22 protein-coding genes are annotated in these 24,210 nt (G+C 71.2%); 13 read left to right on the top strand and 9 right to left on the bottom strand.

What is annotated here, in order from left to right; all coding sequences use genetic code 11:
- Positions 1 to 15: 15 nt before the first annotated feature.
- From AC5L3C_RS02925 to AC5L3C_RS02915, 3 genes are all read left to right on the top strand, one after another.
- Positions 16 to 645, top strand: coding sequence for an Rv1733c family protein (locus AC5L3C_RS02925; RefSeq protein WP_125502267.1), 630 nt, complete (start codon positions 16 to 18; stop codon positions 643 to 645).
- A 365-nt stretch (positions 646 to 1,010) separates the two neighbouring features.
- Positions 1,011 to 1,985 (top strand): glycoside hydrolase family 11 protein, encoded by a 975-nt coding sequence (locus AC5L3C_RS02920; protein WP_493646671.1) that lies wholly within the window; start codon positions 1,011 to 1,013, stop codon positions 1,983 to 1,985.
- A gap of 22 nt (positions 1,986 to 2,007) precedes the next feature.
- Complete coding sequence (locus AC5L3C_RS02915; RefSeq protein WP_125502262.1) at positions 2,008 to 3,021, top strand: polysaccharide deacetylase family protein; 1,014 nt, start codon at positions 2,008 to 2,010, stop codon at positions 3,019 to 3,021.
- A gap of 61 nt (positions 3,022 to 3,082) precedes the next feature.
- Here the strand turns inward: AC5L3C_RS02915 and AC5L3C_RS02910 are convergent, their stop codons facing one another.
- Together AC5L3C_RS02910 and AC5L3C_RS02905 are read right to left on the bottom strand one after the other, a co-directional pair.
- A complete protein-coding gene (locus tag AC5L3C_RS02910; protein ID WP_493646669.1) occupies positions 3,083 to 3,727 on the bottom strand; it encodes a dienelactone hydrolase family protein in 645 nt (214 codons plus the stop codon).
- Positions 3,728 to 3,741: 14 nt separating this feature from the next.
- On the bottom strand, positions 3,742 to 4,176 hold the full coding sequence (locus tag AC5L3C_RS02905) for a DUF2267 domain-containing protein (protein WP_493646667.1): 435 nt from the start codon (positions 4,174 to 4,176) through the stop codon (positions 3,742 to 3,744).
- 147 nt (positions 4,177 to 4,323) lie between these two features.
- Here AC5L3C_RS02905 and AC5L3C_RS02900 point away from each other — a divergent pair, with 147 nt between their 5' ends.
- Positions 4,324 to 4,659: a DUF6343 family protein gene (locus AC5L3C_RS02900; RefSeq protein ID WP_493646665.1), complete on the top strand. Its 336-nt coding sequence runs from the start codon at positions 4,324 to 4,326 to the stop codon at positions 4,657 to 4,659.
- 61 nt (positions 4,660 to 4,720) lie between these two features.
- On the opposite strand, the gene AC5L3C_RS02895 is transcribed toward AC5L3C_RS02900, so the two are convergent.
- Positions 4,721 to 5,092, bottom strand: a complete 372-nt coding sequence (locus tag AC5L3C_RS02895) for a peptidoglycan-binding domain-containing protein (protein ID WP_493646663.1) — start codon at positions 5,090 to 5,092, stop codon at positions 4,721 to 4,723.
- Between the two features lie 104 nt (positions 5,093 to 5,196).
- On the bottom strand, positions 5,197 to 6,228 hold the full coding sequence (locus AC5L3C_RS02890) for a LacI family DNA-binding transcriptional regulator (RefSeq protein ID WP_493646662.1): 1,032 nt from the start codon (positions 6,226 to 6,228) through the stop codon (positions 5,197 to 5,199).
- Positions 6,229 to 6,366: 138 nt separating this feature from the next.
- Here AC5L3C_RS02890 and AC5L3C_RS02885 point away from each other — a divergent pair, with 138 nt between their 5' ends.
- The 7 genes from AC5L3C_RS02885 to AC5L3C_RS02855 all read left to right on the top strand — a co-directional run bounded on the left by AC5L3C_RS02885 (position 6,367) and on the right by AC5L3C_RS02855 (position 14,295).
- A complete protein-coding gene (locus AC5L3C_RS02885; protein WP_125502252.1) occupies positions 6,367 to 7,671 on the top strand; it encodes an ABC transporter substrate-binding protein in 1,305 nt (434 codons plus the stop codon).
- A gap of 10 nt (positions 7,672 to 7,681) precedes the next feature.
- Complete coding sequence (locus AC5L3C_RS02880; RefSeq protein ID WP_125502250.1) at positions 7,682 to 8,638, top strand: carbohydrate ABC transporter permease; 957 nt, start codon at positions 7,682 to 7,684, stop codon at positions 8,636 to 8,638.
- A complete protein-coding gene (locus AC5L3C_RS02875; protein ID WP_125502248.1) occupies positions 8,635 to 9,453 on the top strand; it encodes a carbohydrate ABC transporter permease in 819 nt (272 codons plus the stop codon). Before AC5L3C_RS02880 ends, AC5L3C_RS02875 begins: the two co-directional genes overlap by 4 nt.
- A complete protein-coding gene (locus AC5L3C_RS02870) occupies positions 9,450 to 11,819 on the top strand; it encodes a beta-xylosidase/alpha-l-arabinosidase (protein WP_493646660.1) in 2,370 nt (789 codons plus the stop codon). Before AC5L3C_RS02875 ends, AC5L3C_RS02870 begins: the two co-directional genes overlap by 4 nt.
- Before the next feature lie 154 nt (positions 11,820 to 11,973).
- Positions 11,974 to 13,341, top strand: coding sequence for an erythromycin esterase family protein (locus AC5L3C_RS02865; protein WP_493646658.1), 1,368 nt, complete (start codon positions 11,974 to 11,976; stop codon positions 13,339 to 13,341).
- Between the two features lie 50 nt (positions 13,342 to 13,391).
- Positions 13,392 to 13,724: a deoxyxylulose-5-phosphate synthase gene (locus AC5L3C_RS02860; protein ID WP_493646657.1), complete on the top strand. Its 333-nt coding sequence runs from the start codon at positions 13,392 to 13,394 to the stop codon at positions 13,722 to 13,724.
- A 49-nt stretch (positions 13,725 to 13,773) separates the two neighbouring features.
- Positions 13,774 to 14,295: a GNAT family N-acetyltransferase gene (locus AC5L3C_RS02855; protein ID WP_493646656.1), complete on the top strand. Its 522-nt coding sequence runs from the start codon at positions 13,774 to 13,776 to the stop codon at positions 14,293 to 14,295.
- 27 nt (positions 14,296 to 14,322) lie between these two features.
- Here the strand turns inward: AC5L3C_RS02855 and nhaA are convergent, their stop codons facing one another.
- Positions 14,323 to 16,200, bottom strand: coding sequence for a Na+/H+ antiporter NhaA (gene nhaA, locus AC5L3C_RS02850; RefSeq protein ID WP_493646654.1), 1,878 nt, complete (start codon positions 16,198 to 16,200; stop codon positions 14,323 to 14,325).
- 278 nt (positions 16,201 to 16,478) lie between these two features.
- On the opposite strand from nhaA, the gene AC5L3C_RS02845 reads away from it, so the two are divergent.
- Positions 16,479 to 18,356 carry an ABC transporter ATP-binding protein gene (locus AC5L3C_RS02845; protein ID WP_493646653.1) on the top strand — a complete coding sequence of 626 codons (1,878 nt, stop codon included), beginning with the start codon at positions 16,479 to 16,481 and terminating at the stop codon, positions 18,354 to 18,356.
- Positions 18,357 to 18,572: 216 nt separating this feature from the next.
- Here AC5L3C_RS02845 and AC5L3C_RS02840 read toward each other — a convergent pair whose 3' ends face one another.
- Entirely contained in the window at positions 18,573 to 19,916 is a 1,344-nt protein-coding gene (locus tag AC5L3C_RS02840) for a lysine N(6)-hydroxylase/L-ornithine N(5)-oxygenase family protein (protein WP_125502234.1), read from the bottom strand.
- Between the two features lie 124 nt (positions 19,917 to 20,040).
- On the opposite strand from AC5L3C_RS02840, the gene AC5L3C_RS02835 reads away from it, so the two are divergent.
- Positions 20,041 to 20,988 carry a methionyl-tRNA formyltransferase gene (locus tag AC5L3C_RS02835; RefSeq protein WP_125509909.1) on the top strand — a complete coding sequence of 316 codons (948 nt, stop codon included), beginning with the start codon at positions 20,041 to 20,043 and terminating at the stop codon, positions 20,986 to 20,988.
- 110 nt (positions 20,989 to 21,098) lie between these two features.
- On the opposite strand, the gene AC5L3C_RS02830 is transcribed toward AC5L3C_RS02835, so the two are convergent.
- From AC5L3C_RS02830 to AC5L3C_RS02820, 3 genes are read right to left on the bottom strand one after another with little or no spacing between them, the layout of a single operon-like run.
- Complete coding sequence (locus tag AC5L3C_RS02830; RefSeq protein WP_493646652.1) at positions 21,099 to 21,959, bottom strand: ABC transporter ATP-binding protein; 861 nt, start codon at positions 21,957 to 21,959, stop codon at positions 21,099 to 21,101.
- 4 nt (positions 21,960 to 21,963) lie between these two features.
- Positions 21,964 to 23,073: a FecCD family ABC transporter permease gene (locus AC5L3C_RS02825; protein WP_125502230.1), complete on the bottom strand. Its 1,110-nt coding sequence runs from the start codon at positions 23,071 to 23,073 to the stop codon at positions 21,964 to 21,966.
- A gap of 35 nt (positions 23,074 to 23,108) precedes the next feature.
- Positions 23,109 to 24,110, bottom strand: coding sequence for a FecCD family ABC transporter permease (locus tag AC5L3C_RS02820; protein ID WP_411573138.1), 1,002 nt, complete (start codon positions 24,108 to 24,110; stop codon positions 23,109 to 23,111).
- Positions 24,111 to 24,210 lie beyond the last annotated feature (100 nt).

Below are 24,210 nucleotides of genomic sequence, written 5' to 3'. Positions count from 1 at the left end.
GAAGGGAGAGACGACATGGCGGGCGAGATTCCTCCGGCACAGCCGCCTCCCGGCCGGCCACCGCGCCGGGCGCTGTGGCGTATGCGGCAGCGGCGCAACCCCCTGCGCCGCCGCACCGACGTACTCCAGGCCTGGCTCGGCCTCGGAGTGCTCGTCGTCGTCCTGGCCGTCGCGCCACTGGCCGCCTTCCTCGTGGGCGATGCCGCCCGCGGCCACTACGAGGACCTCGCCCGCCACCAGAGCCAGACCCGCTACGAAACGGACGCGACGCTCACCGAGGACGCGCCCCGCCACCCGGAGCCGGGCTCGGACGAGGAGAAGAACACCCGCTACCCGGTCGAGGTCCGTGTCGTCACCCGTGAGGGACGCACCCGCACCACCCGCGCGGAGGTCCGCCCCGGACTGACCGCCGACAACACCGTACGCATCTGGATCACCGCCGACGGCGAGGCGACGGACGCGCCGCTGACCCCCGAGGAGGTCCACAGCCGCACCATGGGCTGGGCCCTCCTCGCCGCCGTCGGCGTCGCCCTCACCGGCGCCGCCTCCTACGCGCTGGCCGCCCTGGCCCTGCGCCGCCGCAACCTGTCCCGCTGGGACACGGCCTGGGCGGAGACGGCCCCGCGCTGGACGACACCCACCTGAGCCGAACGACGCCCCCTGGAGCCCGGACACCGGCAGGTGTCCGGGCTCCGTCGCGTGGTGCTCCACAGGTGATCGAAATATTCGATGACATCTCATCAGTCTTCGACACGTGACGGTCGATTGACGGGATCCTGCTTTGTGCGGCCGATGCGATATGGGGCTTCACCTGTGTTTATAACAGAACGTCATTACCCTTACTGCGGCGAAGTTTTCGAAATATTCACCGAAACCGTTGACGGTTGACGCGCTCAGACCAACACTGTTCCGGCATCGACCTCACCGTCGATCCGTCACAGGAGGCGCATCGCATGAACATGTCCGCACCCCCGAGACCCCCCAGAACCCACAGACCCAGGCGAATGCTGATGAGCGTCAGAAGCGTCTGGACCGTCGCGCTGGCCGCGGTCACCGCGCTGATGCTGACCGCCACCACGGCCACCGCCATCACCACCAACCAGACCGGCACCAACAACGGCTGGTGGTACTCCTTCTGGACCGATGCCGAGGGAACCGTCTCCATGGACCTGGGTTCCGGCGGCAACTACAGCACCCGGTGGAGCAACACCGGCAACTTCGTCGCCGGCAAGGGCTGGAGCACCGGCGGGCGCAAGACCGTCAGCTACTCCGGTTCCTTCAACCCGTCGGGCAACGCGTACCTGACGCTCTACGGCTGGACCACCAGCCCGCTCATCGAGTACTACATCGTCGACAACTGGGGCACCTACCGGCCCACCGGCGAGTACAAGGGCACCGTCACCAGCGACGGCGGCACGTACGACATCTACAAGACGACCCGGTACAACGCCCCCTCCATCGAGGGCACCAGGACCTTCGACCAGTACTGGAGCGTCCGGCAGTCGAAGCGCACGGGCGGCACCATCACCAGCGGCAACCACTTCGACGCCTGGGCGAGCAAGGGGATGAACCTGGGCAACCACAACTACATGATCATGGCCACCGAGGGCTACCAGAGCAGCGGCAGCTCCAACATCACCGTGAGTGAGGGCTCCGGCGGTGGCGGTGGCGGTGGCGGCGGTGGCGGTGGCGGAGGCGGCGGCGGAGGCGGCGGCAACGGCGGCTGCACCGCGACGCTCTCGGCCGGTGAGAGCTGGGGCGACCGCTACAACCTCAACGTCTCGGTGAGCGGCTCCAGCAACTGGACCGTCACCATGCGCGTCCCCTCCCCGGCGAAGGTCTCCGCGACCTGGAACATCAGCGCCTCCTATCCCGACGCCCAGACGCTCGTCGCCCGGTCCAACGGCAGCGGCAACAACTGGGGCGCCACGATCATGACGAACGGCAACTGGACCTGGCCGTCGGTCTCCTGCAGCGCAGGCTGACCGCGGACGAGGAGGACCCCCCATGAGCACCGGAAAGCGACAGCCGGTCACCCGGTACCTGGTCACGGGGCTGGCCGCCGCAGCACTCACCCTGGCAGGCACCGTGACCTCCACCGTCAACGCCACCCCGGCGCAGGCCGCCGCCTGCAACGGCTACGTCGGACTCACCTTCGACGACGGCCCGTCGTCCGGCTCCACCATGAACCTGCTCAACGCGCTCAGGCAGAACGGGCTGCGGGCCACCATGTTCAACCAGGGCCAGAACGCCGCCGCCAACCCCTCCCTGGTCAGGGCCCAGGTGGACGCGGGCATGTGGGTCGCCAACCACAGCTACACCCACCCCCACATGACGCAGCTGAGCCAGTCCCAGATGGATTCCGAGATCGCCCGTACCCAGCAGGCGATCGCGAACGCCGGCGGCGGCACACCGAAGCTGTTCCGGCCGCCCTACGGAGAGACCAACTCGACCCTGCGCGCGGTCGAGGCCAAGTACGGTCTGACCGAGGTCATCTGGGACGTCGACTCGCAGGACTGGAACAACGCCAGCACCGACGCCATCGTGCAGGCCGCCTCCCGGCTCACCAACGGCCAGGTCATCCTGATGCACGACTGGCCGGCCAACACCATCGCGGCGATCCCGCGCATCGCGCAGAACCTGGCCTCCCGGGGGCTGTGCGCGGGCATGATCTCCCCGCAGACCGGCCGCGCGGTGGCCCCCGACGGCTCCGGCGGCGGGGGAGGAGACGGCGGAGGCGACGGAGGCGGCGGCACCTCGTGCACCGCGACGCTGTCGGCCGGCAGCAGCTGGGGCGACCGCTACAACCTCGACGTCACGGTCAGCGGTGCGGACGACTGGACGGTGACCATGAAGGTGCCGTCCCCGGCGAAGGTCTCCGCGACCTGGAACATCAGCGCCTCCTATCCCGACGCCCAGACGCTCGTCGCCCGGTCCAACGGCAGCGGCAACCGGTGGGGGGTGACGATCCAGACCAACGGCAACTGGAACTGGCCGACGGTGTCGTGCAGCACCGGCTGAGGCCGGCCGAGCGAGGAGCGAGCCGCGGCGTGTTCTGCGCCGCGGCTCGCCGCATGTTCCGTCACAGATGCTCGCGGAACCACGCCGCGGCCAGATCCGCCACCTGCTCCAGCGCGCCCGGCTCCGGGAAGAGATGGGTCGCGCCGGGCACGACATGGATGCGGTGCGGGGCCGCCGACAGCTGCTCGGCGGCCCGGCGGTTGAGGTCGAGGACCGTCGTGTCGTCGCCGCCCACGATGAGCAGCACCGGGCACGAGACCAGGGCCAGCGCGTCCCCCGCGAGGTCGGGGCGGCCGCCCCGCGACACGACCGCCGACACCCTGGCGGGACGCTCCGTCGCCGCCACCAGGGCGGCCGCGGCTCCGGTGCTGGCGCCGAACAGACCGACCGGCAGGTCTACGGTGTCCGGGCGCTGCTCCAGCCAGTCGACGGCGTGTGCCAGCCGCCGGGACAGCAGGCCGATGTCGAAACGGTGCCGGCCGGTCGCCACGTCCTCGCGGTCCTCGTCCTCGGTCAGCAGGTCCATGAGGAGCGTGCCGAAGCCGGCCAGTTGCAGCGCGGTGGCGACGGCCTGGTTGCGGGGGCTGTGCCGCGAGCTGCCGCTGCCGTGGGCGAACAGCACCACACCGCCCACCCCGGCGGGGAGGTCGAGGTCACCGGTCAGCGCCGCCCCGCCCGAGGGAACCGTCACGGTTTCGGAGACCATGTCCGGTCACCTCCTCAGCGGGTTTCCTCGCCGGCCCGGCCGACAGGCAGCAGGCCGCCGATGTCCTTGGGCAGCGCGGCGGCCACCTTCTCCGTCAGTTCCGGGGCGAGCGCGGCGTCGAGCACTTCCAGTACGGCGGCGGCCTCCCGCAGGGCCGCGTCCTCGTCGGTCTCCGCACGGCCGGCGATCCGCCCGGCGAACGTGGTCAGGCCGAAGCGCTCGCCCGTGGTGGCCGCCGGTCCCTCGGCCCCCTCGGCGGTGGTTGTCTTCGCCTCGCGCATGGGAGCGGCCAGGGTCGGTGGCAGCTGGGCGGCCACATGGTCGGTCAGCCCGGGCGGCAGCCGTTCGGCCAGCGTGGTCAGCACCGCGCGGGTCGCCGTCTCGGCCGATCCCCGGTCCGGCAGCCGTGTCAGGGCCTGCACTTTTCCGATGATCTGATCGTGCTGCATGAGGCGGTGTCCTTCCTCATGGTGCGCCGGTCCCCGAGGGTCGAGGGCCGGGTACCCGCAACACGCCGGAACCCAACGGATCCCTGTTTGTCCTCCCCCCGGAGGGCTACCCGGCCCCCTGCGAACGCGGACGAGGAGGTGTGCGGCGTGCGAGACGAACGTCCCGACCGGACCGGGCAGGGAGTCTCCCGGGCCCGATCCGGAACGATCGGCCGCCGTTTCCCCCGGACGGGCACCGAGCCGGTCACCGCCCGGAGCCCGCTGCGGCTGCGCCTGCTGCTCGCCGGAATCTTCCTGCCGCTCTTCCTCGCCGGCTGTGCCCTGTTCGCCGTGTGGGCCGCCGACGCCGGGCCCGGCGACAGCCCCGGCCGCGGCCCGCTGACCTTCCTCGCCGTGGTCTGCGGCGTGCTCGCCCTGACGGCACTGCTGGACCTGATCGTCGTACTGCGCCGCCTGCGACGGGAGCGGGGCAGCGGCCGCTGAGCCGGGCACGGAGCGTGCGTGCCGGCCGCCTCACCCGCCCAGCTGCCGTGCCCTCACCCGTTCAGCACGTCGACGTGTCCGGGTGCAGCTGATTCCACGTCTTCGAGCCGATGATGCCGTCGACCGGGGGCGCGCAGAGCGTCTGGAAGTTCATCACCGCCTGGTGAGTGGCGATACCGAACTGACCGTCGACGGTGATGTTGTAGTCCCACACGTTCCTGAGGAGACACTGCGCGTGGGCAACGGCGGACCCCGAGCTTCCGAAGGTCAGGACCGGGTGGCTCCCGCTGTAGGAGCAGGGTGCCGCCGACCGTGCCTCGGCCGGCCGCGATGCCGACAGCGGCTGCTCGGCGTTGGCGGCGGGGGCCAGGGCCAGGGCGCTGCTCAGAGCGACGGTGAAGGCGGCCATGACGGTGCGTACACGGACTGACATGGGGCTCCTTACATCGTGGTTGGGCCGGCCACGCTGCCACGGACGGCGTCGGGAACCTTCGGAGAAGCTTCGGTCCGCCTGGAACCCGCAGGTCCGCGCCGCCCTCAGTCCCCGGCTGGCCTGGCCGTGCTCAGCCGTACCACCAGGTGGGTCGCCAGCTCGATGCGCTGGGCCGCGGCCCCGGGGTCGTCCGGGCGGTCCGGGCGCAGGAGCATGCGGGACGCTTCCTCCGCCATGTGCCGCAGCGGCTGGCGCACCGTGGTCAGGGGCGGGCTGGACCACTGCGCGAGCGGGACGTCGTCGTAGCCGACCACCGACAGGTCCTGGGGGACGCGCAGGCCCCTGACCCGGGCGGCCTCCAGTACGCCCAGCGCCTGGAGGTCGCTGCCCGCGAAGATCGCCGAGGGCCGGTCGGGGCCGTCCAGGAGGTCCATGGCGTGCTCGAAGCCGCTCTGGACGTGGAAGTCGCCGAAACGCATCAGACGGGGGTCCGTGTCCAGGCCCGCCATCGCCATCGCGGAGCGGAAGCCGTCGAGGCGGGCCAGCGAGCAGAGCATGTCCTCGGGCCCGGTGATGATGGCGACCCGCCGGTGGCCGAGGTCGGTGAGATGGCGGGTGGCGGCCAGGCCGCCGGCCCAGTTCGCCGAGCCGACCGAGGGCACGTCGGGGTCGGGGTCGCCCGCCGGGTCGATGACGACGAACGGGATGGCCGCCGCCCTGAGCTGGCGCTTGATGTCCGCCGGGAGCGTGGAGAAGACCAGGACGACCCCCAGCGGCCTGCGCTGGAGCACGCCCGGGAGCCACTGGGGGTCGGGGGTGTGCCGGGTGCCGCTCTCGGTGAGTACGACCGTCGCGCGGTTCTCCTTGGCGACGGTCTCCACACCCCGGATCAGCTCCATCGCCCAGATGCTCTCCAGCTCGTGGAAGACGATCTCGATGAGCGGGGAGCGTGACGAGGGCTGGGCGCGCCTGCGGTAACCGTGCTCTTCCAGTAGGCGCTCCACCTTGGCCCGGGTGGCCCGGGAGACATCCGATCGGCCATTGAGCACCTTCGAAACTGTCGGCATCGAAACGCCGGCCTCTTTCGCTACCGTGGCCAGGGTGACTCTGCCGCCCGTCTCGTCGTCATCGTGCATACACGCAGGATACGGCACCGCGCGACGATAACGGTTTGGGTGCGTAACTCCTCGACCGTTGACCGAAAGTCTCGTCTGACCTACTGTCCCACGGCATGGACTTTCGGTGATGGCGCCGAAACTTTCGAAAGGCGAACGATGAAGACACGTGCGCGCTTGCCCAGACTGGTCGCCTGCGGTGCGACGCTCGCCCTGGCACTGAGCCTGTCGGCCTGCGGTGACGGGAACGGCGGGGCGTCGGGGGACGACGGCAAGATCCATGTCCTGGTCTACGGGGACGCGACCAACAAGGTCGAGAAGCAGATCGTCGATACGTTCAACAAGACGTCCGACGTCAAGGTCGTCCTCGACACCATCCCCGGTGCGGACTACCAGAAGAAGCTGCAGACCATCATCAACACCCCGCAGGCCCCGGACGTCTTCTACAACTGGGGCGGCGGCAGCATCAAGCCGTTCGTCAAGGCCGATCTCCTGCTGCCGCTCGACGACTTCATCAAGAAGAACCCGGACCTGGAGAACAAGTTCCTGCCGTCCGTCTTCAACAACGCGGTCGTCGACGGCAAGCCGTACGGCATCCCGATGCGCGGCACCCAGCCGGTCCTGCTCTTCCACAACAAGGCCGTCCTCAAGAAGGCGGGCGTCAAGCCGCCGAAGACCTGGGACGAGCTGCTCGACGCGGTGGAGAAGCTGAAGGCCGAGGGCGTCACGCCGATCGCGCTCGGCGGCGGCGACGTGTGGCCCACGCAGATGTGGTTCCAGTACCTCTACGACCGCATCGCCGGCCCGGAGCTCTTCGCCAAGGCCCTCACCGGCGACAAGAGCGCCTGGGAGAGCGCCGACAGCAAGAAGGCCCTGGACCGGATCAGGGAACTCGTCGACGCCGGCGCCTTCGGCAAGAACTACGACTCCGTCAAGTACACCAACGGCGGCTCGGTCCAGCTGGTGGCCGCGGGCAAGGCCGGCTTCGAGCTGATGGGCTCCTGGTACTACTCCCAGCAGCTGACGGACCACAAGGACTTCGCCGAGAAGGACCTCGGCTACACCGCCTTCCCCACCATCGAGGGCGGCAAGGGTGACCCGGCCAACGTCGCCGGCAACACCAACAACTACTACTCGGTGATGAAGAAGACCAAGCACCCCGAGGCCGTCGCCGAGTTCCTGAAGCTCATGTACTCCGACGAGTTCGTCAAGGCGCAGCTCGAGATCGGCAACCTGCCGACCACGACCAACACCGACGAGTTCATCGAGACCGCCGGCAACGCCGAGTACTCGCGCTTCCAGTACGACCTGGTCGCCGACGCCCCGTCGTTCCAGCTGTCCTGGGACCAGGCGTACCCGCAGAAGGCCAGCTCGGACATGCACAAGGCCATCCAGCAGTTCTTCAACGGACAGCTCGACACGGACGGCTTCATCAAGGCCATGCAGGCCCTCCCCACCGAGTAACGAACGGCTCATGACCACACAGATCACGAGCGCCCGGTCCGCCGCCGGCCCCCGCAAGGGGTCCCGGCGGCGGCCGCCCGCCTCGTCCGCAACGAAGGTGGGCCGCCCCGGCTTCGCCTGGGCGCTGCCCGCCGCAGTGTTCTTCGCCCTCTTCGCGATCATCCCCCTGATCATGGTCGCGGTGCTGTCCTTCATGACCTGGGACGGCCTGAGCTCACCCCAGTTCACCGGCCTGGACAACTGGTCGCGCCTGATGGACGACCCGGTCATGGTCAAGAGCATCTGGCTCACGCTGCTGCTGACCGCGCTCGGCGTGGCCCTGCAGACGCCGCTGAGCATCCTGCTCGGCGTCTGGGCCGCCGGCCACCAGCGCAACCGGGCCGTGCTGTCCGTCATCTACTTCATTCCGCTGCTGCTCTCCGCGACGGCCGTCTCCGTGCTGTGGCGGGCGCTGCTCGACCCCAACTTCGGCATCCCCGCCGACGCCACCTGGCTGTTCGGCGACGGCAACCTCTTCGGTGAACAGGCCACCGCCATCGGCGTGCTGGCGTTCGTCAGCACCTGGCAGTTCACCCCGTTCCACACCCTGATCTACCAGGGCGCAGCCCGCGCGATCCCCCAAGTCCTCTACCAGGCCGCGGAGATCGACGGGGCCGGCCGCTACCGGCAGTTCTTCCACATCACCCTGCCGCAGCTGCGCAACGCGATGATCACCTCGATGATCCTGATGATCGTCGGCGGACTCACCACGTTCGAGACGGTCCTCATCCTGACCCAGGGCGGCCCCGGCACCGACACCACCATCAGCGCCTACTACATGTACGACAAGGCGTTCAAGAGCTTCGACTACGGCACCGGCTCCGCCATCGCCCTGGTGCTCGTCGTCGCGGCCACGATCATCTCGCTGATCGTCGTCCGGGTCTCCGGCTACGACAAGATGCGCAGCTCCATGGAGGGTGTGTCATGAGGCGCCGACCGAACTACCTGGCCGGCGCCGGATCCCTCGTCTGGCTCTTCCTGGTCGGCCTGCCCCTGTACGTGCTGCTCGCCGCGACCCTGCGCACCCGCCAGGACTACGCCGAGAACGGCCCGATCTCCATCCCGGACAGCTTCACGCTGGACAACTACACCGGCGCCTTCGACTCGGGATTCGGCCAGTACTTCTTCAACACGCTCGTCGTCACCGGCTGCGTCATCGGCATCGTGCTGCTGCTGGTACCGCCGCTCGCCTACGCGATCGTCCGCAGCCGCGGCCGGGCCACGTCGGCGATCTTCCGGCTGTTCCTACTCGGACTCGCCATCCCCGCCCAGGCCGTCATCGTGCCGATGTTCTACCTCATCAGCGAGGCCGGGCTGTACGACAACCTGCTCGGCGTCATCCTGCCCACGGCCGCGTTCTGTCTGCCCATGTCGGCGCTGATCCTCAGCGGCGCGATGCGGGACATCTCGCCGGAACTGTACGAGGCCATGGCCATGGACGGAGCCAGCCCGCGGCGCATGTTCTTCCAGCTCGTCCTGCCGCTGTCGCGGGGCGGACTCTCCACCATCGTGGTCTTCTCCGCGCTCCAGGCGTGGAACGGCTTCCTGTTCCCGCTCGTCCTGACCCAGTCCGACTCCAGCAAGGTCGTCACCCTGGGTCTGTACAACTTCCAGACCGAACACGGCATCGACATCCCCGGTCTGCTCGGAGCCGTGGTGCTCTCCATGGTGCCCATCCTGCTCGTCTACCTGTTCGCCCGTCGCGCCCTGGTCCAGGGCCTGATGGGCGTCGGAGGAAAGTGACTGCCGACGTGGCCGTAGAGACCACCCCCGAAATCCCCCTCTGGAACGACCCCGAGCGGCCCGTCGCCGACAGAGTCGACGCGCTCGTCGCCGCGATGACCCTGGACGAGAAGATCGCCCAGCTGTACGGCGTGTGGGTCGGTGCGTCCGCCAACGGCGGTGAAGTCGCCCCCCACCAGCACGACATGGAGGAGGCGGTCGACCTCGACGCGCTCCTTCCCAACGGTCTGGGCCAGCTGACCCGCCCCTTCGGCACCGCCCCCGTCGACCCGGCGCTCGGCGCGCTCTCCCTGCTGCGCACCCAGTCCCGCATCACCGGGGCCAACCGCTTCGGCATCCCCGCGGTCGCCCACGAGGAGTGCCTGGCCGGCTTCGCCGCCTGGGGCGCCACCGCCTACCCCGTCCCGCTGTCCTGGGGTGCCACCTTCGACCCGGACGTGGTGCGCCGCATGGCCGCCGCCATCGGCCGCGACATGCGCTCCGTCGGCGTCCACCAGGGCCTCGCTCCCGTCCTGGACGTGGTGCGCGACGCCCGCTGGGGCCGGGTCGAGGAGACCATCGGCGAGGACCCGTACCTCGTCGGCACCATCGGCACCGCCTATGTGCAGGGGCTGGAGTCCGCCGGGATCGTCGCCACCCTCAAGCACTTCGTCGGCTACTCCGCCTCCCGCGCCGGACGCAACCTCGCGCCCTCGCCCATGGGCGCCCGCGAACGGGCCGACGTGCTGCTGCCGCCGTTCGAGATGGCGATCCGCGAGGGCGGCGCCCGCTCCGTGATGCACTCCTACACCGACACCGACGGCGTCCCCGCCGCGGCCGACGAGGAGCTGCTGACCGGACTGCTCCGCGACACCTGGGGCTTCGACGGCACCGTCGTCGCCGACTACTTCGGCATCGCCTTCCTCAAGATCCTGCACGGCGTCGCGGGCGACTGGGCCGAGGCCGCGGGCGCCGCGCTCAAGGCCGGTGTCGACGTCGAACTGCCCACCGTCAAGACGTTCGGCGCGCCGCTCGCCGAGGCCGTCGCCGACGGCCGTGTCCCGGAGGCACTCATCGACCGGGCCCTGCGCCGCGTCCTCGCGCAGAAGGCGATGCTCGGCCTGCTCGACCCCGACTGGAGCCCGGTGCCGGCCGCGCTCGACGGCGCGGACCTCGACGACCCGGACGCGCTGCGCGGCAAGATCGACCTGGACAGCCCCGGGAACCGGGAACTGGCCCACGAGATCGCCGAGAAGGCCGTCGTCCTGCTCACCAACGACGGGACCCTGCCGCTCTCCCGGCCCCGCCGCATCGCCCTGGTCGGCCCCAACGCGGCCGAGGCCACCGCCGTGCTGGGCTGCTACTCCTTCCCCCAGCACGTGGGCGTGCAGCACCCGGAGGTGCCCGTCGGCATCGACCTGCCCACCCTGCGGGACACCCTGGCCGCCGAGTTCCCCGACGCGGAGCTCACCGCCGTCCGCGGCACCGGCGTCGACGACGGGGACCTCTCCGGCATCGGCGCGGCGGTCGACGCGGCCCGGGACGCGGACGTCGTCGTCGCCGTCCTCGGCGACCGCGCGGGCCTGTTCGGCCGCGGCACCAGCGGCGAGGGCTGCGACGCGGAGTCCCTCACCCTGCCCGGCGCCCAGCAGCAGCTGCTGGACGCGTTGCTCGACTCCGGCACACCGGTGGTGACCGTGCTGCTCGCGGGCCGCCCCTACGCCCTCGGCCGCGCCACCGCCGAATCCGCCGCGATCGTGCAGTCCTTCTTCCCCGGGGTCGCGGGCACCCGGGCGATCGCCGGCGTGCTCAGCGGACGTACCGCGCCCTCCGGCCGGCTCCCGGTCAGCGTGCCGCGCGGCCCGGGCTCCCAGCCGACCACCTACCTCGGCGCCCGGCTCGCCCAGGCCAGCGAGGTGTCCAACATCGACCCGACCCCGGCGTTCGGCTTCGGACACGGGCTGACGTACACGACGTTCGCCTGGAGCGACCTCGCCGTGGACACGCACGAGGCCGCGACGGACGGCGAGTTCGGCCTCGCCCTCACCGTCCGCAACACCGGTGACCGCGCCGGCACCGAGGTCGTCCAGCTCTACCTGCACGACCCCGTCGCCTCCGTGGTCCAGCCGGTGCAGCGCCTCGTCGGCTACACCCGGGTCCCGCTGGAGCCGGGGGAGTCCCGCAGGCTGCGCGTCACGGTCCCGGCCGACGTCGCCTCCTTCACCGGCCGCGACGGGCGCCGGGTCGTCGAACCCGGCGACCTGGAGCTGCGTCTGGCCGCGTCCAGCACCGACGCCCGCCTGACGGCGAAGGTCGCCCTCACCGGGCCGGAGCGCCACCTGGACCACACCCGCCGCCTCCACGCGGCGTTCACCCAGGAGGCCTGACCCGCGACCGCCCCGAACCCGGCCGGCCCGGACCGCGTGTGCGGTCCGGGCCGGCCGCATTCACGAGCCGATGGTGGCGGTAGTGCCTGCGCTACCCGAAAGCGGGCGGCTCACAGGTTGGTGCACGCCCGGGCGATCGCGAAACCCTGCTGCCATGACACCGCACAAGGCAGCAGTACTCTCCTCCGCGCTCCTCCTCTCCCTCGGGGCCGCAGCGGTCGCCACCCCCGCCACCGCCGGCACACCGCGGCACTCCGCCGTCCTCACCACGACGAACGTGGCCGACGCGATCGAGCGCAGCGCCCACCCCCTGTGGACCACCGAACCCGGCGCCGGTCTGCGGGACTTGCACGTCCTGGGCCGCATGGTGGGGGACGCCGAGGTGGTGGGCCTGGGCGAGGCCACCCACGGCTCGCGGGACTTCTTCCGGATGAAGCACCGGGTCCTGCGCTACCTGGTCGAGCACAAGGGCTTCCGCTCCTTCTCCCTGGAACTGCCCTGGAGCAGCGGCGTCCGCATCAACGAGTACGTGCTGTACGGCAAGGGCGACCTCGAGCGCATGGCGCGCGAGGAGTTCCAGGGCTCCTACCGCATGTGGCACAACCAGGACTACCTGAACCTCCTCGAGTGGATGCGCGCCTACAACCGCCACCACCCCACCGACCCGGTGCGCTTCATGGGCAACGACCTGGGCTACGCCGGACCGGAACTGTACGACCGGGTCACCGGTCACGTGGCCCGCAACCACCCGCGCCTGAAGGCCCGCATCACCGCCCTCTACGAAGGCCTGGCCCCGACCACCGACGCCGCCACATACCTGGAGCGGTACCTCGAACTCCCCCTGGCGGAACGCGAGAAGCGCGCCGAACGCACCCTGGAGGCGTACCAGCTGCTCCGCGCACTGCGCCCGTCCCCCGGCCCGGCCGGACGCGAACACATCCGCACGGTCCAGCACGCCAAGGCGATCCACCAGATGGCCAAGGCCTACGCCTACGACGCCACCGACGAGGCCCAGGTCACGGAGATGATGAAATACCGCGACCGCGTGATGGCCGACAACGTGGCCTGGTGGCACCGGCACACCGGTGACCGGATCCTGCTGTCGGCCCACAACACCCACGTCTCGTACGACTCCTTCGACCCGCGCTACCCGAGGACACAGGGCGCCTTCCTGCGCGACGCACTGGGCCAGGACTACGTGAGCATCGGCTTCAGCTTCCACAGCGGCGCCTTCAAGGCGTTCGGAACCGACGACGGCGTGATCCGCACCCACCGCGTGGACGCCGCGCAACCGGGCTCCAACGAACACACCCTGGACCGCCCCCGCCAACGCGACTACATCCTCGACATGCGTACCGCCCCCCACTCCGTACGCACCTGGCTGTCGAGGCCACGCCCCACCTACAACATCGGCGCGGGCTGGCCCGACCCCACGGAATACCGCATCGCCCTCGGCAAGGCCCACGACATCCTCATCCACCTCAACGAGATCGAGGCAACCACCTACCTGGGCACACCCTGACCCCGCATATTTCCGTCGAGTTCCGCGCCTCCGCCGCCTACCCTGGCCGCATGGGCCACGCGAAGAGTCACTACGTCTGTCTGCCCTGCCGGGCTTCGTACAAGCAGCCCTACGACCGGGACAGGCCGCACCGGGTCTGCCCCCGGTGCGCGGAACCGCTGATCCACGTGGGGTCGGCCTTCGCGCCGCCCCCGCGCCGGGACACCGCCGCCTGGCGCACCCTGTCCGTCCTTCTCCACGCCGGGATCCACTTCCACAAGGGCTGCTGCAGTGGCCCCGGATACCGCCCCCGCACCCTGCGCGAGGTCCGCGAGCGCATGACGTACGCCCGCCGCACGGGCGAACCGTTCGCCAGATCCCTGATCCGCCAGGAACTCCCGTGAAGCCAACGGCACTTGATCAACCCCCGATCCCGCTGATCGAATGACCGGCATGAACGCCCTCGAATCCGTCACCTGGCCGCCCGCCCCGATCACGACCGAAAGGCTCGTGCTCCGTGCGCCCGAGCTCCGCGACCGGGAGGCGTTCATCGAGCTGTACGCCTCGTCAGAGGTGCACACCTACCTCGGCGGCCCCCGCCCGCGCGACGAACTCGAACGCGAGCTGCCCGGGGCGCCGGAGAGTTGGCCCGGAAGCTTCGTCGTCACCCTCGACGGAGCGATGATCGGCCACGTCCTCCTCAGGCGAGCGACGCAGCACCACCGCCCGGCCGCCGCGGGCAAGGTCGACCTCGGCTACCTGTTCCTGCCCCGCGCCTGGGGCTTCGGCTACGCCACCGAGGCGTGCACGGCGGCCCTCGACTGGTGCACCCACGCCCTCCCCGGCGAACCGGTCGTCCTCGCCACCCAGACCGCCAACACCCGCTCCATGCGCCTCGCGGCAAAACTGGGCTTCACCGAGGTGGAACGCTTCCACGCCTGGAACGCCGAACAGTGGCTGGGCCGGCGCCGCTGAGCCCGGCCCCGCAGTCGGCGCAGGGAGTCACGGCGGAGGGTCGGCCCCCGACTCCTCGAGTTCGCGGGCCAGGGTCTCCGCGTCGTACGGGCCGGTGTGGCGGCGGTTGCCGATGAAGAAGGTGGGGGTGCCGAGGGCGCCGCTGGCCTCCGCGCTGGCCGTGTCGGCGCGTACGCGCTCGGCGGTCCGCTCGGCGTCGATGTCGACGAGGAACCGCTCGATGTCGAGGCCCAGGTCGATGGCGTAGGCGGCGATGTCCTCGAACTCGAGTCTGTCCTGGTGCGCGTAGAGCAGGTCGTGCATCTCCCAGAAGCGGCCCTGCGCGGCGGCGGCGACGGCCGCCCGGGCGGCGAGTACGGCGTGCGGGTGGACGTCGGGGAGCGGCAGGTGCCGGAAGACGTAGCGGAGCCGGTCGCCGAAGCGCTGTCGCAGGTCCTCGGTGACACCGGTGGCGCGGGCGCAGTAGGGGCATTCGAAGTCGCCGTACTCCACCAGGGTGAGGGGCGCGTCCCGGGGGCCCCTGATGTGGTCCGTCTCCGGGTCGACCGGACGGTCGAGGAAACGGGGCAGGTCCGCCTCCGTCTCGCCGCGCAGCACGGCGGCGAGACGGAACGCCAGCCAGCCCAGGGCCGTGGCGAGGATCGCCGCGAGCAGCACGCCGACGGTCGCCTGGGCGCGCAGTGAGGTGTCCTCGAAGGCGAGGCCGACGATCAGCAGGGAGACGGTGAAGCCGATCCCGGACAGCACGGCCCCGCCCACCACATGGCCGGCTCCCACCCCCCTCGGCAGCGCCCCGAGCCCGAGGCGGGTGCCGAGGACGGCCCCGCCCCAGACACCCACGAGCTTTCCGGCCACAAGGCCCACCACGACGGCCCAGGTCAGCCAGGAGGTCAGGGCGCGTTCCAGGACCCCGCCGCGCAGGTCGATGCCGGCACTGGCGAGGGCGAACAGCGGGACGACGACGTAACTCGTCCAGGGGTGCAGCTTCAACTGCAGCCGCTCGTTGACCGACACCGCGCGTTGCAGACCCAGCCGCGCCGACAGCCCGACGTCGGCCCTCGGCGACTGGCGGAAGGCGCGGAAGAGCCGGGTGGCGCGGTCCAGCACCTCGGGCACGGGGGCATGGGCGGGGATGAGGAGGCCGCCGACCATGCCCGCGATGGACGCGTGCAGACCGGCCGAGAGGGTGGCGAGCCACAGGGCGAGGACGATCAGTACGTACGGTGCCGACCGCCAGGCGCCCAGGGTGCTCAGCAGACCCAGGGCCACACAGAGCGCGAGCGCCTCCAGCAGCGGCAGCAGATGCACCGTGTCCGAGTAGACCAGGCCGATCACGCTGACCGCCACGATGTCGTCGATGACGGTGATGGCCAGCAGGAAGACCCGTAGCTGTGTGACGAACCGGGGGCCCACCACGGCGAGCGCCCCGAGCATGAAGGCGGTGTCGGTGCCGATGACCGTGCCCCAGCCGCCCGCCGCCTCGCCGCCGGGCGCCATCAGGAGGTAGATCAGCGTCGGCACGACCATGCCGCCGATGCCGGCCAGGGCCGGGATCATCACCCGGTCGCGCCCGGACAGGGCGCCCACCGAGATCTCGTAGCGGACCTCCAGGCCGATGACGAAGAAGAACAGGGCCATCAGGCCGTCGCTGACCCAGTGCCGCAGGTCCATGGAGAGCTCGGCGTTGCCGAAGGTCAGGGACATCTCCGTCGCCCACAGCGACGTGTACCCCTCCGACCAGGGCGAGTTGGCCCACGCCATGGCCACCACGACCGCGGCCAGGAGCAGGCCGGCGCTGCCCGCCTCCGTGGTCAGGTAGGAGCGCACGCGGTCGGAGAGCTGGGCGGCCAGCGAGCGCCGCCCGGCCCGGGTCTGGGAGGACCGGTCGTTCTTCGTACGTCTCACAGGCTCCCCTTGCCGGCCCGTCGGCGTCGCCCTGGCGGGGCGCGGGCCCGCACGCGCGGCGCGTTCCGTTCCAGCGGTGTCTCCCTCTCACTCGTACGATCGTGGCGCTCGACGCCGGTCCCAGCGCCTCGGGACGCCGATCCTTGCGCCGTTCAGGTCACCGACGTGCGAGGGCCGCCGGTGCGGGAGTGTCCGGTTGTCGCCCATCCGCGGTAATTGCCTGGACCGGTGCCCTCCCGCCGCGGGACACTTCCGGACTCCGACCTCCCGGGAGTGTGATGGCGACCACGGACACACACAGGCCGACGCCGGGCAGAAGCGCGGTCGTCCTCGCGCTGCGCCGCTACGGCCAGGAGCTGGTGCGACAGCGCCGGCAGGCCCTGCCGGCGCTGCTGCTGCCGGCCCTGGGCAACATCGGCATCCGCTACGTGGCCCCCCTGCTGATCGCCAAACTGGCGGGGCAGGCCGCCGGCGAACGGGGCCTCACCCTCGCCTCGGCCCTGCCGTACGTGCTGGGCTTCGGCGCGGTGCTGCTGGCCGCCGAAGCCATGTGGCGGCTCGGGCAACACTGCCTGAACCGGGTCGAGGCCCTCGGTATGGAACACCTGTACGTGAGCGGCATGGACGAACTCCTCGCCAAGGACGCCGCGTTCTTCCACGACAACTTCGCCGGCTCGCTGACCAAGCGGGTGCTGGGCTTCGGCAAGCGCTTCGAGGACTTCGTCGACACGCTGACCTACCGGATCGTGGGCAGCCTCGTGCCCCTGGTCTTCGGCGCCGTGGTGCTCTGGAGCTACGCGCCGGCGCTCGTCGGCGGCCTGCTGCTGATGATCGCCGTGACCGTGGCGGCCGCGGCGCCCCTCATCCGCCGCAGGCAGCGGCTCGTCAACGAACGCGAGGCGGCGATCGCCCGGGTCTCCGGACATGTCGCCGACAGCCTCGCGAACATGGAGACCATCCGGGCGTTCGCCGCCGAGCGGCGGGAGGCCGAGGAGCACCGCAGCCGCGTCGCGGAGTCCCGGCGCCTGACGCTGAGGTCATGGGACTACGGCAATCTGCGCGTCGACACCCTCATCGCCCCCATGTCCGTGCTGACCAACGTGCTGGGCCTGCTGGTCGCCATCGCCTTCGGGGGCTCGGGCCAGGGGGTCGAGGAGATCGTCGTCGCGTTCACCTACTACTCGAACGCCACCCAGATCATGTTCGAGTTCAACCAGATCTACCGGCGGCTGGAGACCTCGATGACCGAGGCCGCCCAGTTCACGGAGCTGCTGCTCGACCCGCCCACCGTGCTCGACCCGGCGGAACCCGAGGAGCCGGCACCGCGGGACACCGGTATCCGCTTCGAGGCCGTGACCTTCGCCCACGCCGGCGCGGAGCCGATCTTCGAGGGACTCGACCTGGAGGTGCCCGCCGGCGCGCGGGTCGGCCTGGTCGGCCGGTCGGGCGGCGGCAAGACCACCCTCACCCGGCTGCTGCTGCGGATGTCGGACCTCGACGGCGGACGCGTGCTGATCGGTGGTCAGGACATCAGCCGGCTGCGCCAGGCCGACCTGCGCGCACTGATCGCCTACGTGCCGCAGGAACCCGCCATGTTCCACCGCAGCCTGCGGGACAACATCGCCTTCGCCCGGCCGGGCGCCACCGACGCGGAGATCCGCGCGGCCGCCGAGGCCGCCCATGTCACGGAGTTCGCCGACCAGCTCCCCGAGGGTTTCGCCACCCTGGTGGGGGAGCGGGGGGTGAAGCTTTCGGGCGGCCAGCGCCAGCGCGTCGCCCTCGCCCGGGCCATCCTCCGCGACGCCCCGGTACTGCTGCTCGACGAGGCGACCAGCGCGCTGGACTCGGAGAGCGAGATCCTCGTGCAGGACGCGCTGTGGCGGCTGATGGACGGCCGTACGGCCCTGGTGGTCGCCCACCGGCTGAGCACCGTCGCCGGCATGGACCGGCTCGTCGTGCTGGACCGGGGCCGCGTCGTGGAGCAGGGCACGCACGGCGAGCTGCTGGCCGCGGACGGCGCCTACGCCAAGCTGTGGCAGCACCAGTCGGGGGGCTTCCTCGGCGAGAACGCCGAACCGGCCCCCGACGACATTCCGCCGCCGGCCGCTCCCACCGCGCTCCCGGAACCCGACGAACCGGCCGGGGCCCGCACCTGACCGGCGATGTCCGCCGGGGACCCGTCCCGGTCATCCGCCGCGCCGCCGCGCCGCCGGGCCGCCCCGCCGGGACGTCCCGGCGGGGCGGCCCGGCGGGCGACAGCCGCAAGACGGCGGTCACCGCGGTGGGCCGCGAGCAGCAGGACGGCGAGGGCGAGGGCGAGCGTGTGACGGCCGGCAGCAGGGTTCGGCGGCCCGCTGACGCGCGTGCCGTTCCTACCGGCCGGGGCCGCCCGCTTGCGCGGCCGGCGTGGCGCGGTGGGTGAGGAGGGAGGAGCGGATCTCTCCGGCGCGGACGGCGGTGGTGGACAGCAGCGTGGAGGTGAGGCCGTGGGTGTGCTCGGTGCCGCCCTGGAGGTAGATGCCCGCGGTGACGTTCGGGGCGGTCTCCACGCGGTGGTCCCGTCCGACGCGGAGCTGGTCCTCGTCGTCGCGCAGACAGAGCTTGGCGATCTCCCCGAGGTGGTCGCCGATGCCCCGGGGCTGGTAGCCGGTCGCGTAGACGAGCACGTCGGAGTCGAGCGTCTCGCGTTCCCCCGTCGGCAGGAACTCCACCGTCACCCGCACGCCGTCCCCGTGGCCGGTGACCTCGCGGATCCGGGAGACGTTCATCATCCGCAGCCGGCGGGTTCCCTGGACCTTCTCCTGGTACATCGTCCGCGAGAGCGACTCGATCAAGTCCATGTCGACCACGGAGTAGTTGGTGCCGCGGTGGTAGTCGAGCAGCGACTGCTTCACGTCGGGCGAGGCGGCGTAGAACACGTCGACGGCCTCGGGGTCGAAGATCCGGTTGGCGAACGGGCTGTCGTCGGCGGGCGTGTAGCCGTACTTGGAGAAGACGGAGCAGATCTCGGCCTCGGGGAAACGGCGGTGGAGGTAGTCGACCGCCTCGGCCGCGCTCTGGCCCGCGCCGAGCACCACGGCGCGGCGCACCGGGGCACCCGAGCGCGCGAGCTGGTCCACGCGGGGCAGCAACTCGCTGTTGTGCCAGATGTGTTCGGACAGCTCCGCGCCGGGTGGCAGATGCGGTTCCAGGCCGGTGGCCACGCAGACGGCGCGGGTGCGGCGCACCGTCAGCCGCTCCGGGGCGCCGGGGTCACGGCTGGCGACGTCGAACCAGCGGACCTCGCCGTCCTCGGTCACGGGCTTCACGGAGACCACCTCGGCGTCGTACTCGACGAGGTGGCCGACGCGGGCGGCCGCCCACTCGAAGTAGTCGTGGAACTCGATGCGCAGCGGGAAGAGCGTCTTCTGGTTGAGGAAGTCGACCAGCCGCCCCTGCTCGCGCAGGTAGTTGAGGAAGGTGAAGTCGCTGGTGGGGTCACGCATCGTCACCAGGTCCTTGAGGAAGGACACTTGCATGGTGGCGTCGTCGATGAGCATGCCGCGGTGCCAGCCGAATGTCGGCTGCCGTTCCAGGAATCCGGCGCGCAGTTCCTCCCCGGCCCGTGCGGTCGCGCCGTGTTCGTGGAGCGCGACGGCGAGTGCGAGGTTGGACGGGCCGAATCCGATGCCCAGTACGTCGTAGATGGTATCCGGCCCAGTGTGCAGCGTCGTCACCGCGTCATCGCCTCCTGGTCGTGGGGATGCCGCAGCGTTCTCCCATGAAGGACACAGGCTCTCCCCTCAGCAGGCACATGCTAGATAAGGTTAGCCTTACCTAGCAATGGCTGAGGAGGCTTGGATGCGGGTCGTCATGTTCGGCTACCAGACCTGGGGACACCGGACGCTGCAAGCTCTGTTGGACTCCGACCACGAAGTGGTCCTGGTCGTCACCCATCCCGAGAGCGACCACGTGTACGAGAGGATCTGGAACGACTCGGTCGCCGAACTGGCCGAAAAGCACGGTGTGCCGGTGCTGTTGCGCAACCGGCCGGAGGACCCGGAACTGATGCGCGCGATCAAGGAGGCCGAACCGGACCTCATCGTGGCGAACAACTGGCGCACCTGGCTGCCCCCGGAGATCTACGACCTCCCGCCGCACGGCACGCTCAACATCCACGACTCGCTGCTGCCCTCCTACGCCGGCTTCTCGCCGATCATCTGGGCGCTCATCAACGGGGAGAAGCAGGTCGGTGTCACCGCCCACCGCATGGACGCCGACCTCGACATGGGCGACATATTGATGCAGCGCGCGGTCCCGGTCGGGGCCACCGACACGGCGACGGACCTGTTCCACCGCACGGTCGACGTCATCGCACCGATCGTCAGGGAGTCCCTCGACCTCATCGCCTCGGGCGAGGCCGTATGGACACCGCAGGACCGGTCCCGGTCGAGCTTCTTCCACAAGCGTGCCCTGGAGGACAGCCGCATCGACTGGACCTGGCCCGCCGAGGACCTGGAGCGGCTGGTGCGGGCCCAGTCGGACCCGTATCCGAACGCCTTCACCTACCACCGCGGCGAGCGGCTGCGCATCCTCAAGTCCTCGGTCTCGAAAGGACGTTACGGCGGCACGCCGGGCCGGATCTTCATCCGCGAGGGCGACGGCGTCGTCATCGTGGCCGGCGCAGGGGCACGCTCCGGGGGGCTTCCCGGTCTGGTGGTCGAACGGGTGCGCACCGAGGACGGCACCGAGTACCCCGCCACCGACTACTTCCGCACGATGGGCGGCTATCTGACGGCCCGTCCGTAAGCCCTTCGGCCCGGAGGAGCGGGCGCGCCGCCCCTCCGGGCCAGCCGATGGCCACCGTGCCCCTCCGGGTCAGCCGGTGGCGTCGGGGACGGCCACCACGACCCCCCGGGTCAGCCGGTGGCGTCGGGGACGGCCACCGCGGCCGCTCCGGCGCCCTCGTGGTGCCGGCTCATCGGCACGACCATCGGCGTTCCGCTGACCGGGTCCTCGCCGACCACGCAGCGCAGCCCGAAGACCTCCTCCACCAGGGCGGCGGTGACGACCTTCTCGGGGGCGCCCTCGGCCACCACGCGGCCCGCCTTCATGGCGACGATGTGGTCCGCGTATCGGCACGCCTGGTTGAGGTCGTGCAGCACCATCACCACCGTGCGGCCCTGATGCCGGTTCAGGTCCGTGACCAGGTCCAGGACGTCGATCTGGTGGGCGAGGTCGAGGTAGGTCGTCGGCTCGTCCAGCAGCATCACCGGAGTGCCCTGGGCGACCGCCATGGCGATCCAGGCCCGCTGCCGCTGGCCGCCGGAGAGCTCGTCGACGGCCCGGTGCGCCAGATCGGTCATCGCCGTGGCCCGCAGCGCGTCGTGCACGGCCTCCTCGTCGGCGGACGACCACTGCCGCCACCACGTCTGGTGGGGTGAACGGCCGCGCCCCACCAGGTCGACGACGGTCAGACCCTCGGGCGCCACGGGGGACTGCGGCAGGATGCCGAGCCGCTGGGCCAGGGCCCGGGTGGGCATCGCGTGGATCGAGCGCCCGTCGAGGTGGACCGCGCCCGACTTCGGTGTCAGCAGCCGGGCCAGGGCGCGCAGCAGCGTGGACTTGCCGCACGCGTTGGCGCCGACGATCACGGTGATCCTGCCGGTGGGCACGGCGAGGTCGAGGTCCTCGACCACGATCCGGTCGTCGTACGCCAGCCGCAGCGACTCGGCGCGCAGACCGGGGCCGCCGCCCGGCACGGGGTCCGTCTTCGACACGATGTCAGCCTCCTGAACCTGCGCGGTTGGCGCGGACGAGCAGCCACAGCAGTACGGGCGCGCCGAGCACACCCGTGACGATCCCCACCGGAAGCTCGGTGTCCGGCAGGAGTTTCCGTGCGACGAGGTCGGATCCGAGGACCATCACCGCCCCGGTCAGCCCGGCGCCCACGGGCGGCGGGAAGGCCGTACCGGCCAGTCGCTGGGCGACCTGGGGGGCGGCGAGCGCCACGAACGCGACGGGTCCGGCGGTCGCCGTCCCGAACGCCACGAGGCCCACGGCGGCGAGCAGCACGGCCACCCGCACGGTCTGCACCCGCGTCCCGAGCCCCCGGGCGACGTCGTCACCGAGTTCCAGGGTCCGCGTCAGCCGCCCGAGCATCAGCGCCACCGGCAGCAGCACGGCCATGGTCACCACCAGCGGGGTGATCTGCTGCCAGGTGCGGCCGTTGAGGTTGCCGACCAGCCAGCCCAGCGAGGCCTGCGCCTGGAAGCGCTGGCCGCGGGCCATGAGGTAGTCGGTGATGCTGGTGCAGATCCACGCGATGCCGACGCCCACGAGGACGATCCGGTAGCCGGTGGCGCCCTTCTTCCAGGCCAGGAGATACACCAGCAGGGCCGCCGCCAGCGCGCCGAGCAGCCCGAGCGCCTGGGTGCTCAGGCCGCCGTCCCAGCCGAGGACGATGCCGGTGACCACGGCCGCCCCGGCGCCCTGCGTGATGCCCATCATGTCGGGGCTGGCGAGCGGGTTGCGCGTCATCGTCTGGAGCAGGGCGCCCGACACACCGAAGGCGATGCCGACGAGCAGCCCCGCGAGCGCCCGGGGCAGCCGCAGTTCGTGCACGATGAGCTCGGTGGCCGGGTCGCCCGCACCGGCCAGCGCCCGCAGGACGTCGCCGAGCGGGAGCGCGATGTCGCCGACGGCGGTCTCCACCACGAACAGCGCGAAGGCGGCGGCCGCGAGCAGCAGGCACACCGCCAGCAGCCGGGGCCGCAGCACCCCGGAGACGGGCGGGACGGCGAACCGGAAGGTGACACGGCCGGCCGTGCGGCGGGGTGCCGTGCGGTCCGCGGCGTCCTTGCGGCCCGGTACGGGCGCGAGGTCGGTCGTCATGGGCTCACCGCTTCGTGCGTCGGGGTCGTCATGGCTCACAGCTCCGCGAGGCGTCTGCGGCGTACCAGCGCGATGAAGAACGGGCCGCCGATGAAGGCGACCAGGATCCCGGCCTGGACCTCGACCGGCCGGGCGATCAGCCGGCCCGCGATGTCGGCGGCGAGCAGCAGGCAGGGGGCGAGCACCGCCGACAGGGGCAGCAGCCAGCGGTGGTCGGGGCCGATCCCGGCGTACTGGGTGAGGACGCGGGCGATGTGCGGGACGACGAGGCCGACGAAGACCACCGGCCCGATGACGGCGACGGCTCCGCCGGTGAGCAGGGTGACGGCCACCACGCCCTGGATGCGGACGATTCCGAGCCGGAGTCCGAGGGACTTGGCGACGTCGTCGCCGAGGGCGAGGCTGTTGAGGGCGGGTGCGCAGGCCAGCGCGAGGGCGGCACCCACGGCGAGGAAGGGCAGGACGCGCAGCAGGATCGCCTCGTTCTGGTCGGCCAGGGAGCCCGCGGACCAGAAGCGGTAGCGGTTCAGGGCGTCCGGGTCGGTCAGGGCGACCGCGCTGGTCAGCGAGAACAGCAGCGAGGTCACGGCGACACCGGCCAGGGCGAGTTTCACCGGCGTCGTACCCGACCGGCCGAGCCCGCCCAGGAAGTAGACGAAGACGCTCGCCGCGAACGCCCCCGCGAAGGCGAACCAGATGTAGCCGTAAACGGATCCGATGCCGAGGACCCCGACCGAGAGGACGACGGCGAAGGCCGCGCCGGCGCTCACGCCGAGGATGCCCGGATCCGCGAGCGGGTTGCGCGTCAGGGCCTGCATCAGCGCGCCCGACAGGCCGAGTGCGGCGCCGGTGGCGAGGGCGAGCAGGGTGCGCGGCAGCCGTACGGACCAGATGACCGTGTCCACGCGGCCGCTGGGAGCGTCGCCGATGAGCGTGCGGCCCACCTGGTCCAGGGGGACGCTGAGCGCGCCGAACGCCAGCGACAGGGCGCACAGCACCAGCAGTGCCGCGCCGGACGACGCGATCAGCAGCACCACCGCGCGGGGGTCCTTCGCCGCCCCGGCCTCCGAGCTCCCCACGTCATCTTCCTTTGGTCAGGCTTGCCTTACTGTGAGGGACTGTAAAGGACGAGTCAGG

The sequence above is a fragment of the Streptomyces speibonae genome (assembly GCF_984686075.1).
This window is presented reverse-complemented; position numbering and strand designations above follow the sequence as displayed.

Excerpts from the sequence above, each read along its gene's own strand:
- AC5L3C_RS02925 (WP_125502267.1), top strand. The coding sequence starts at position 16 with ATGGCGGGCGAGATTCCTCCGGCACAGCCGCCTCCCGGCCGGCCACCG.
- AC5L3C_RS02920 (WP_493646671.1), top strand. The coding sequence starts at position 1,011 with ATGAGCGTCAGAAGCGTCTGGACCGTCGCGCTGGCCGCGGTCACCGCG.
- AC5L3C_RS02915 (WP_125502262.1), top strand. The coding sequence starts at position 2,008 with ATGAGCACCGGAAAGCGACAGCCGGTCACCCGGTACCTGGTCACGGGG.
- AC5L3C_RS02910 (WP_493646669.1), bottom strand. The coding sequence starts at position 3,727 with ATGGTCTCCGAAACCGTGACGGTTCCCTCGGGCGGGGCGGCGCTGACC.
- AC5L3C_RS02905 (WP_493646667.1), bottom strand. The coding sequence starts at position 4,176 with ATGCAGCACGATCAGATCATCGGAAAAGTGCAGGCCCTGACACGGCTG.
- AC5L3C_RS02895 (WP_493646663.1), bottom strand. The coding sequence starts at position 5,092 with ATGTCAGTCCGTGTACGCACCGTCATGGCCGCCTTCACCGTCGCTCTG.
- AC5L3C_RS02890 (WP_493646662.1), bottom strand. The coding sequence starts at position 6,228 with ATGCACGATGACGACGAGACGGGCGGCAGAGTCACCCTGGCCACGGTA.
- AC5L3C_RS02885 (WP_125502252.1), top strand. The coding sequence starts at position 6,367 with ATGAAGACACGTGCGCGCTTGCCCAGACTGGTCGCCTGCGGTGCGACG.
- AC5L3C_RS02880 (WP_125502250.1), top strand. The coding sequence starts at position 7,682 with ATGACCACACAGATCACGAGCGCCCGGTCCGCCGCCGGCCCCCGCAAG.
- AC5L3C_RS02875 (WP_125502248.1), top strand. The coding sequence starts at position 8,635 with ATGAGGCGCCGACCGAACTACCTGGCCGGCGCCGGATCCCTCGTCTGG.
- AC5L3C_RS02865 (WP_493646658.1), top strand. The coding sequence starts at position 11,974 with ATGACACCGCACAAGGCAGCAGTACTCTCCTCCGCGCTCCTCCTCTCC.
- AC5L3C_RS02860 (WP_493646657.1), top strand. The coding sequence starts at position 13,392 with ATGGGCCACGCGAAGAGTCACTACGTCTGTCTGCCCTGCCGGGCTTCG.
- AC5L3C_RS02855 (WP_493646656.1), top strand. The coding sequence starts at position 13,774 with ATGAACGCCCTCGAATCCGTCACCTGGCCGCCCGCCCCGATCACGACC.
- AC5L3C_RS02845 (WP_493646653.1), top strand. The coding sequence starts at position 16,479 with ATGGCGACCACGGACACACACAGGCCGACGCCGGGCAGAAGCGCGGTC.
- AC5L3C_RS02835 (WP_125509909.1), top strand. The coding sequence starts at position 20,041 with ATGCGGGTCGTCATGTTCGGCTACCAGACCTGGGGACACCGGACGCTG.
- AC5L3C_RS02825 (WP_125502230.1), bottom strand. The coding sequence starts at position 23,073 with ATGACGACCGACCTCGCGCCCGTACCGGGCCGCAAGGACGCCGCGGAC.